The 9,178-nt window shown below is 59.4% G+C and carries 11 protein-coding genes; 8 read left to right on the forward strand and 3 right to left on the reverse strand.

What is annotated here, in order from left to right:
• Positions 1-4: 4 nt before the first annotated feature.
• Positions 5-364: a hypothetical protein gene (locus D8U60_RS17320; protein ID WP_130900580.1), complete on the reverse strand. Its 360-nt coding sequence runs from the start codon at positions 362-364 to the stop codon at positions 5-7.
• Between the two features lie 136 nt (positions 365-500).
• Between D8U60_RS17320 and D8U60_RS27925 the strand changes: the two genes are divergently transcribed.
• The 8 genes from D8U60_RS27925 to D8U60_RS17370 all read left to right on the forward strand — a co-directional run bounded on the left by D8U60_RS27925 (position 501) and on the right by D8U60_RS17370 (position 6,905).
• Positions 501-1,082, forward strand: coding sequence for a PAAR domain-containing protein (locus D8U60_RS27925; protein WP_225930982.1), 582 nt, complete (start codon positions 501-503; stop codon positions 1,080-1,082).
• Entirely contained in the window at positions 1,079-2,026 is a 948-nt protein-coding gene (locus tag D8U60_RS17335; protein ID WP_024014497.1) for a CHAP domain-containing protein, read from the forward strand. Before D8U60_RS27925 ends, D8U60_RS17335 begins: the two co-directional genes overlap by 4 nt.
• On the forward strand, positions 2,023-2,589 hold the full coding sequence (locus D8U60_RS17340) for a hypothetical protein (RefSeq protein ID WP_024014498.1): 567 nt from the start codon (positions 2,023-2,025) through the stop codon (positions 2,587-2,589). Before D8U60_RS17335 ends, D8U60_RS17340 begins: the two co-directional genes overlap by 4 nt.
• A gap of 155 nt (positions 2,590-2,744) precedes the next feature.
• Complete coding sequence (locus D8U60_RS17345) at positions 2,745-3,350, forward strand: DUF2796 domain-containing protein (RefSeq protein WP_130900581.1); 606 nt, start codon at positions 2,745-2,747, stop codon at positions 3,348-3,350.
• Between the two features lie 127 nt (positions 3,351-3,477).
• The gene (locus D8U60_RS17355; RefSeq protein WP_073475782.1) at positions 3,478-4,188 is read left to right on the forward strand and encodes an ABC transporter ATP-binding protein; all 711 of its coding nucleotides are present in this window, start codon (positions 3,478-3,480) and stop codon (positions 4,186-4,188) included.
• 1 nt (position 4,189) lies between these two features.
• Positions 4,190-5,455 carry an ABC transporter permease gene (locus D8U60_RS17360; protein ID WP_130900582.1) on the forward strand — a complete coding sequence of 422 codons (1,266 nt, stop codon included), beginning with the start codon at positions 4,190-4,192 and terminating at the stop codon, positions 5,453-5,455.
• Positions 5,456-5,466: 11 nt separating this feature from the next.
• Entirely contained in the window at positions 5,467-5,985 is a 519-nt protein-coding gene (locus D8U60_RS17365) for a DUF3299 domain-containing protein (protein ID WP_024014502.1), read from the forward strand.
• A gap of 221 nt (positions 5,986-6,206) precedes the next feature.
• Complete coding sequence (locus tag D8U60_RS17370) at positions 6,207-6,905, forward strand: OmpW family outer membrane protein (RefSeq protein WP_024014503.1); 699 nt, start codon at positions 6,207-6,209, stop codon at positions 6,903-6,905.
• 183 nt (positions 6,906-7,088) lie between these two features.
• Here the strand turns inward: D8U60_RS17370 and D8U60_RS17375 are convergent, their stop codons facing one another.
• Both D8U60_RS17375 and D8U60_RS17380 read right to left on the reverse strand, forming a co-directional pair.
• Entirely contained in the window at positions 7,089-8,021 is a 933-nt protein-coding gene (locus D8U60_RS17375; RefSeq protein ID WP_130900583.1) for an NAD-dependent epimerase/dehydratase family protein, read from the reverse strand.
• On the reverse strand, positions 8,014-8,898 hold the full coding sequence (locus D8U60_RS17380) for a sugar nucleotide-binding protein (protein WP_038860943.1): 885 nt from the start codon (positions 8,896-8,898) through the stop codon (positions 8,014-8,016). Before D8U60_RS17380 ends, D8U60_RS17375 begins: the two co-directional genes overlap by 8 nt.
• Positions 8,899-9,178: the final 280 nt, after the last annotated feature.

Here is a 9,178-nt window from a genome sequence, read left to right on the forward strand (position 1 = left end):
GGCCTCACCCGATCCAGCTATAGAGCGGCGTATCCCCGCCGCTCGCCACTTTCACATCGGAACTATGGCGCAGACGCACCAGCAAACGCTTGCCCGCTGCCGCACTGCCGGTGAGCGCCTCCAACTGATCCAGCAGATCCGGCCCGCTAAGTTGCCCGGCGTTGCGCAACACGTCTTTGGCCACCTGCCACAGCGCATCATCCTGATTCACCGGCTTCGCCGCCGGAGCGGGCGCAACCGCCTCAGACTGCGCAATCGGCGCCTGCCCGCTCAGCGCCGAACCCAGCCTCGCCCAATCGCTGTCATCCAGCTCCACCGTCAAATCCACCGGCAACTCGCCGACCGTTCCGCGTATCCGCAACATCAAGTTCGCTCCTGCACTTTTCTGACCTGCATGCTCCCACGGGACTTGTGCAACGCCAAGTAAAGGGCGCCAAACACATCTGGTAATTCCCGGTTAATCGGCTAAATTAATCTCTTTTTTGCGGGAAGGATTCCCAATGTCTTCAGGACGAAAACTGGCCTCTAAAGGAGGCCCGACCTCTACAGGTGGCGTGATACTTGAAGGAAATGAGAACCTCAATATCGAAGGAAGAATAATCGCTTCCATTGGACAACTCGCCAGTTGTCCGGTCTGTGGGCCTGGCAAAGGCCCCATCGTAGCAGTGGGTGAAAGAACGCTGATTTTACCTGCCGGACCAGCTGCGCTAGAGGGTGACTACGTCGCCTGCGGTTGTCCGCCCATGACCAATAAGCTGCTCACTCAGCAACACAGTGGTTTTGCAGGAATTGGCCGGCCCGCTCCAATTGACATGGGGCCACCGATTGCTGCCCTGACCTCTTATCGCTACTTGCAGGTCATCATCGAACGCCTCGATGACACGGAAAAGCCAGGTTTGGCTTACAAACTCAAGGACAAGGCGAAGGTTGCCGTTTTACAAGACAGCACTTGCAACCTCACAGGCGAAGGCTGCGAACACCCGGTAAAAAACGCTTCGGATTACGACACCCTGTTGGTAGGGGAAGATTCCGAATGGACTTTCTATGCCTATGAAGAGCCCCTGACACAGGATTTGTCATGAAATCGGAAATCAAACTCATCTTTAAAGACTTTCTGATGCAGCCACCGCCAGGCGTAAAATTTCAGCTGCTTATCGACGGTCAGGTCGTAGATGACAACATCGTTCAAAACGATGACAGGCCTCGCATTTATTCATTGATGTCCAAAAACGGCCAGATCGCTATAACGCTCGCGGGCAAGGAACTACCGTCGATCAAAACCCGAGACACCCACGAAGTGACGGTTCAGATTGTGGGGAACTCCGGTACAAAAAAAGGTATGCACACTGCTACGTTGAATCCAGGGAAGTCTCTTTCGATCGTAGCGATATCACCGTGGGTAAAAGTCCCGCTAACGACCAGCGGCGCTGTCTCGAACGACGCGTTCTACGAAGTCGAATATGGTGTGAAACGTACAAATGAAACCCGAACGGTGAAAGTCGTCATTCAGGACATGCCGCGCAGGATACTGATGGAGGCGCTATCACACCGGGGATCAACACAGTGGGCAGGGAATAAAAGCAAAAAGTCGCTGCCACACCCTACTCTCAGGCAGAGCGTGGAATTTCCACCAAACACAAATAAATGCAATCTGTTCGTCTACGACGTGCTGACCGCAATTGGGGTCAACGTGGCGTTGATTGAACATGGCAAATCGAAATACCTGCCATATTTCTCCAAGGTTAGTCCTCCGCTCGCGGGTGAATGGGCGAATGGACAACGATTGCTCAACAGCTGGAAAGTCGAGCGCACGCCGTTGCCCGGGGACGTCGGCGCTTACGCAATGAATTATTCCGACGCCAGCGGCCATGTCGGCTTCGTTCTAACGAAGGGCGTATGCATTTCTGCAGGGTGGGAAAAAGTTGAAGTTAACGACGCAGGTTTTCGCCATGCGACCGGTAATGCAAATCCCAGCGACCATGACTTCACTATTTTCCGACGCTATAAACACAGCACGCCACAATGAAACGCCCTTATTCGCTCCTCCTCATAATTCCGTTTTTGCTCATCGTGGCATGGCGCATCTGGTTGCCTGCCGATCTTTCGGCTTGTCCCGCTGACGGGGAAACTGCAGGTCCACTGACCCTTGTTATTCGTGATTACTTTGAGCGCAATAGCCGGACCGACTGGCGAGACATGGATGATCGTTTCGACATACTTTCAACCCCCGAAGGCCAGAGCATAGCGAGTCAACCGAATTCACACACTTGCGAAGCATTGCGGGTACTCCAGAGTCCGGCGTTCAGTCAGAGTGAAAAAATCTTCACCATGGCACTTATGTTCAGACTGCCAATCGACCAGTACATGGCCCTGATGGATCGCAGTCATCAACTCTACACGCAGGGCAAAATGGATAAGGAGGTGCTGACTCTGGTGGTATTTCCGCGCGGAACAGCCATCAACTACTGGTGGCTTCCGGCTTGGCGACAGCGTTTCAGTCGCGATGCCCCGAGCGTGCTCGACGCAAATCTGATCAACGATGTTCTTTCGGGACACTATTGGTTCGACTATCCCGGCGCAGGCTTCTGATTCTGCAAGCATGACATCCAATCCCAGCACCGCCCGCGAACTCATCCCGGGCGGTGCTTAGCCATGTCTTGCGCAATCTCAAGCGCACGGGCACACTCTGCGCACTTTCGTTATAAGATTACATAACAAACTTTTCATTTTTCTCGGAGTCCGTCATGCGTCGTCTGTTGCTCGCTTTGCCGTTTGCCCTGTTGCCGCTGGCCGCTGCCCATGCGGTTGATGAGCACGATCATGATCATGATCATGATCATGAGCACGGCAGCCTCGGCGCTCACGAACATGGTGTGGGTCGCCTGAACGCCGCGCTGGATGGTCAGACCCTGGAGCTGGAGCTGGAAAGCCCGGCGATGAATCTGGTGGGTTTTGAACACGCCGCCACGTCGGATGCCGACAAGGCCAAAGTCGCTGCCGCTCGGGCGCAGCTGGAAAAACCATTGGCCCTGTTCAGTCTGCCCGCTGCGGCCGGTTGCAAGGTGGTCAGCCAGGAACTGGAAAGCCCGCTGTTCGGCGACAAGCCGGACGCCGATGATCACGACGAAGATGAAGCGGACAAGGACGGTCACGAGCATCACCACGACCACAGCGAAATTCATGCGCATTACCAGTTCAGCTGCGCCACACCGGGGGAGCTGAACACGCTGAACCTGACGAACGTCTTCAAGACCTTCCCGGCGACGCAGAAGATTCAGGTACAACTGATCAGCGCGACCGGCCAGCAAGGTAGCGAAGTGACGGCGAAATCGGCTGAGCTGAAATTCTGAAGCGAATGAAGATCCCCTGTAGGAGCTGCCGAAGGCTGCGATCTTTTGATTGTGCAGATCAAGATCAAAAGATCGCAGCCTTCGGCAGCTCCTACAGGGGTCCGTGTCCAACCATGAAATCGGTGCCATGACCCAAGCACTCATCGAACTTTCCGACCTTGGCTTCAACTGGCCCGGTCACCCGCCGCTGCTGGACATCCCGGCGTTTCGTCTGGAAGCCGGCGAAACCCTGTTCCTCAAAGGCCCCAGCGGCAGCGGCAAGACCACCCTGCTCGGCCTGCTCGGCGGAGTGCAGAAGCCCGGTCGCGGCAGCATTCGCCTGCTCGGCCAGGAGCTGACCGAGCTCTCTGCCGGCAAGCGCGATACATTTCGCGTCGATCACACCGGCTACATTTTCCAGCAATTCAACCTGCTGCCGTTTCTCTCGGTGCGCGAGAACGTTGAGTTGCCGTGTCACTTCTCGAAACTGCGTGCGCAACGGGCGAAACAGCGCCACGGCAGCGTCGATCAGGCCGCCGCCACCCTCCTCGCGCACTTGGGTCTGAAGGACGAAAGCCTGCTCGGTCGTCGCGCCGACTCCTTGTCCATCGGCCAGCAACAACGGGTCGCTGCCGCCCGCGCCTTGATCGGCCAACCGGAACTGGTGATCGCCGACGAGCCGACCTCGGCGCTGGATTACGACGCCCGCGAGAACTTCATTCGCCTGCTGTTTGCCGAGTGCCGCGAGGCCGGATCGAGTCTGTTGTTCGTCAGCCACGACCAGAGCCTGGCGCCGCTGTTCGACCGTCATCTGTCCCTGGCCGAACTCAATCGCGCCGCCACGTCCGCCGAGGTCTGAGATGTATCTGTTTCGTCTGGCCATGGCCAGCCTGGCCAACCGCCGCTTCACCGCATTGCTCACCGCCTTCGCCATCGCTCTTTCGGTGTGTCTGCTGCTCGCCGTCGAGCGTGTGCGCACCGAAGCCAAGGCGAGTTTCGCCAGCACCATCAGCGGTACTGACCTGATCGTCGGCGCTCGTTCGGGGTCGGTGAACCTGCTGCTGTATTCGGTGTTCCGCATCGGCAACGCTACCAACAACATCCGTTGGGACAGCTTTGAACACTTCGCCAACAATCCGAAAGTGAAGTGGGCAATCCCCATGTCCCTCGGCGATTCCCATCGCGGCTATCGCGTGATGGGCACCACCGAAGCCTACTTCGAGCACTACCAGTACGGGCGCCAGCAACACCTGGCGCTGGCCGACGGTCGCGCGTTTGCCACCGATCCTTTCGAAGTGGTGCTCGGTGCCGAAGTCGCCGAAGCGCTGCACTACAAGCTCGGCGACAAACTGGTACTGGCCCACGGCGTGGCGGCGATCAGCCTGGTCAAGCACGACGACAAACCCTTCACCGTGGTCGGCATCCTCCAGCGTACCGGCACCCCGGTGGACCGCACGCTGCACATCAGCCTCGGCGGCATGGAGGCGATTCACATCGACTGGCACAACGGTGTGCCGGCGCGCGGCAACGGGCGGATCAACGCTGATCAGGCGCGCAACATGGACCTGACCCCGCAAGCGATCACCGCGTTCATGCTCGGCCTCAACAGCAAGATATCCACCTTCGCCTTGCAGCGCGAGATCAACGAATACCGTGGCGAACCGATGCTGGCGATCCTGCCGGGCGTGGCCTTGCAGGAATTGTGGAGCCTGATGAGCACGGCCGAGAAAGCCTTGTTCGTGGTCTCGCTGTTCGTCGTGCTGACCGGGTTGATCGGCATGCTCACGGCGATTCTCACCAGCCTCAACGAACGTCGCCGCGAGATGGCGATTCTGCGTTCGGTGGGCGCGCGGCCGTGGCACATCGCAAGTCTGCTGGTGCTGGAAGCTTTCGCCCTGGCCCTGACCGGGGTGATTGCCGGGCTGGCGTTGCTGTACGTCGGCATCGCCGCTGCGCAAGGGTACGTGCAGGCCAATTACGGTTTGTACCTGCCGCTGGCATGGCCGAGCGAGTATGAATGGACGCTGCTCGGTGGCATTCTGGCGGCCGCGCTGCTGATGGGCAGCGTGCCGGCCTGGCGCGCGTATCGCCAATCATTGGCCGATGGCCTGTCGATCCGTTTATGAGGATGTTCACCATGCCCCGCGCCCTGCTTGCGCTGCTGATGCTGGTCGCCCTGCCCGTGTGGGCGGCGGCGCCGAAAGACCTGACCTGGTCGGAAATGATCCCGCCGGACGCCGCGCCGGAAGTACCCAACATGACCCCGCTGCACGACCTGTCGAAGATGGGCGACGCACTCTCCGCCGAGTCCGCACCAGCGGCCAAGCAGGACATGCCGAATGCGCCGGTCGTGAAGAGCCTCGACGGACAGAACATTCGCCTGCCCGGTTACATCGTGCCGCTGGAAGTCAGCGAAGAGGGGCGCACCACCGACTTTTTGCTGGTGCCGTATTTCGGCGCCTGCATCCACGTACCGCCACCGCCGTCGAACCAGATCGTCCATGTGAAAAGCGAACTGGGTGTGAAGCTCGATGAGCTGTATCAGCCGTATTGGGTTGAAGGACCGTTGCAGGTGAAAGCCTCGAGCAGTGAGCTGGCCGATGCCGGGTATCAGATGGAGGCGGAGAAGATTTATGCGTATGAACTGCCGGAGTAATTCCCGGTAGTTTTGTATTGGCCGGTCTATCGTCTTCGCGAGCAGGCTCGCTCCCACAGGTGATCACATTCCAAGGTGGGAGCGAGCCTGCTCGCGAATAGGCCTTCAAAGGTTTCACAGAAACCCCGCCCCTTCACTGTTTCATTGAGCTGAGTCAAAACACCGTATCAGACGGCTTCGTACCCTAGGACATCGAATTTTTATGTCCTTTCGGAGCCCCCATGAACAAGTCCTTGCTCAGCGCCCCGCTGTTTGCCCTCGCGCTCGCAGCCCCGCTCGCCCACGCCCACGAAGCCGGTGACATCCTTGTGCGCGCTGGCGCGATCACCGTCAACCCGAAGGCCGACAGCTCCAGCGTCAAGGTCGATCAGGGTCCGCTGAGCGGCACCAATCTGGGCGGCAAGGCGACCATGAGCAGCGACACCCAACTGGGTCTGAACTTCGCCTACATGCTCACCAACAACATCGGTATCGAACTGCTGGCAGCCACGCCGTTCGAGCATGACGTCAAGCTCAAGGGCACCGCCCTGCCCGCCGCCAACGGCAAGCTCGGCACGCTGAAGCACCTTCCGCCGACCCTCAGCGTCGTCTACTACCCACTGGATTCGAAATCGGCCTTCCAGCCGTATGTGGGTGGTGGCATCAACTACACCTGGATCTACGACGAACACGTCGGCAGCGAAGCCAGCGCCAACGGCTTCAGCAACTTCAAGGCGAAAAACTCCTGGGGCCTGGCCTGGCAGGTCGGCGCCGACTACATGATCACCGACAACATCATGCTCAACGCCCAAGTGCGCTACATCGATATCGACACCCGCGCGACCGTCGAGAACAATGCTGTCGCCCCCGGCACCCGCGCACGGGTGAATGTGGATGTCGATCCGTTCATCTACATGGTCGGTCTGGGCTATAAGTTCTAAGCTGATTTTTACCGAACGTTCACGTGGTGGTGAATGAGGCTTGGTGGCGGGCAGGCACAGACCTGACGACGACCGTACGCAGTCGATCGGGGGATAACATTCCCTCGCCACAGGGATAGCGATATTCCGGCCGTGAAAAAGGCGCCTGATGAAGGGCGCCTTTTTCATGTCCGAAAGCTTGCTTCATCCGCGCCCGAGCAAGCGCGCCAAGCCCACACTCATCGGCGTCTGCGGCGGCATTTCGAAGCGCTGCAGCAAGCGTCGGTTATCGGCTCGCGAATGGCGGATATCACCCGAGCGCGCCGGCCCGTAACTCACGGGCGGCAACTCACCGATTACCGATTTCAAAGCTTCGAGCATCTGCTTCAGGCTCATCGCCTGATTCCAGCCAACATTGACCGCGCCTTCCTGTACATCAGGCTTTTCCAGCGCCTGCACCAGCAAATCGACCAGATCACCGACATAGAGGAAATCGCGAGTCTGCTCGCCATCGCCAAACACGGTGATCGGTAAACCTTTCGACGCGCGTTCGCTGAAGATGCTGATCACCCCGGAATACGGCGAGGAGGGATCCTGGCGTGGGCCGAAGATGTTGAAGAAGCGAAAAATTGCCGGTTCCAGGCCATGCTGGCGACGGTAGAAATCGAAGTACTGCTCACCGGCCAGTTTGTCCGAGGCATAGGGTGTCAGCGGCGCTTTTGGCGTGTCTTCATCAATCGACTCGCCCTCGCCATTGTTGCCGTACACCGCCGCGCTGGAGGCGTACACCACACGTTTGACCCCGGCCAGGCGCATGGCTTCGCAGACATTCAGGGTGCCAATGAAATTGCTCTGGTGGGTTTTCACCGGATCGTCCACCGAGGCCTGCACCGAGGCCACGGCCGCCAGATGCGCGACAGCGTTGCAGCCTTGCATGGCGCGGGCGACCAAAGCGGCATCGGCGACATCGCCGACCACCAGTTCGACCTTGGGATTGTCCATCGGCAGATTGCTGCGCTTGCCGGTCGACAGGTCGTCGAGCACGCGTACCGCATAGCCCTTGGCGAGCAAGGCGTCGGTCAGGTGCGAGCCGATGAATCCTGCTCCGCCGGTGATTAGAACCGTTGCTTCAGCCATGTCGGTAAAACCTGTCCAGTAGACCCGGGAGCGCGGCACGCCAGGCGCGCGGCTTGATCCCGAAAGTGTGGAGAATCTTCTTGCAGGCCAGCACCGCGTGTTGCGGTTCTTCGGCGGCGTCCGGGCGCGCGGCGTGGGCCTGCGCGGTCGGTGCTTCGATCGCCAGCGGATGCAGGCTGCGTGCTTCGGTGAGAATCGCCTGGCCCAGCGCCAGCGGTGTGGTCGCTTCGTGGCCGGCGTAATGGTAAGTGCCCCACAGCGGCGCGGCGCAGTCGAGTTGCTTGAGCACGGAGATGATCACTCGCGCGGCGTCATCGACCGGAGTCGGATTACCGCGACGATCATCGGCCAGCAGCAACTCTTCGGGTTGTTCCGCACGGGCGAGGAAGCGTCCGAGGGTGCCGTCCGGGCTGTCGTCGAGCAGCCAGCCGAAACGCAGCAGCACATGTTGCGGGCAGGTCGCGCGCACACTTTGCTCGATGCGCCACAAGGCCTGACCGCGCAGGCCCAGCGGCACCGGTTCGTCTTTTTCGCTGTAGGCCGTGGCCCGCGAGCCGTCGAACACGCGATAGCTCGACGGCTGCACGAGGACAATGTTGTGGTGCTGGCACAGTTCGGCCAGACGCTCGATGGCGCGTTCCTGACCGCTCATGCGGCTTTCGCTGACGCTCTCGGCCTGGAACCAGTCGAAATAGTAGGCGAGGTTGATCAACGCATCGGGACGGGTGTCGTCGAGCAGTTGGGTGAGGCTCGCGGCATCCCAGCCGTTTTCGGGCGGGCGGGGGGCGAGGAAACCGATATCTTCTTCCGCACCGAGGCGAATCAGCGCCTGCCCAAGGGCATTTCCGCCGCCCAGTAACATAAGGCGCATTCGCATAGAGTCAGCAGGCCCAGTCTGATTGGAACGATGGCTTTGGCGACGGTTCTCGTGGAACCGTCGTCGATAATTGCCGGAATCGTTGCATTTTGCGGGTTTAGTGCGCAACCGTCATCCGTAAAGTGTAGATGCGGGGATTTGTATTGAGGCAACCGGCCTCATCGTTGGCAAGCCAGCTCCCACAGTTTTGTGCCAGGCCTGAATCCTGTGGGAGTTGGCTTGCCGACGATGAGGGCCTGACTGTCTCTGAGATCCCCAGCGGTACTTGCATCTTCCCGCC

Source organism: Pseudomonas sp. Sample_11 (assembly GCF_004307505.1).
GTDB classification, from domain to species: domain Bacteria; phylum Pseudomonadota; class Gammaproteobacteria; order Pseudomonadales; family Pseudomonadaceae; genus Aquipseudomonas; species Aquipseudomonas atacamensis.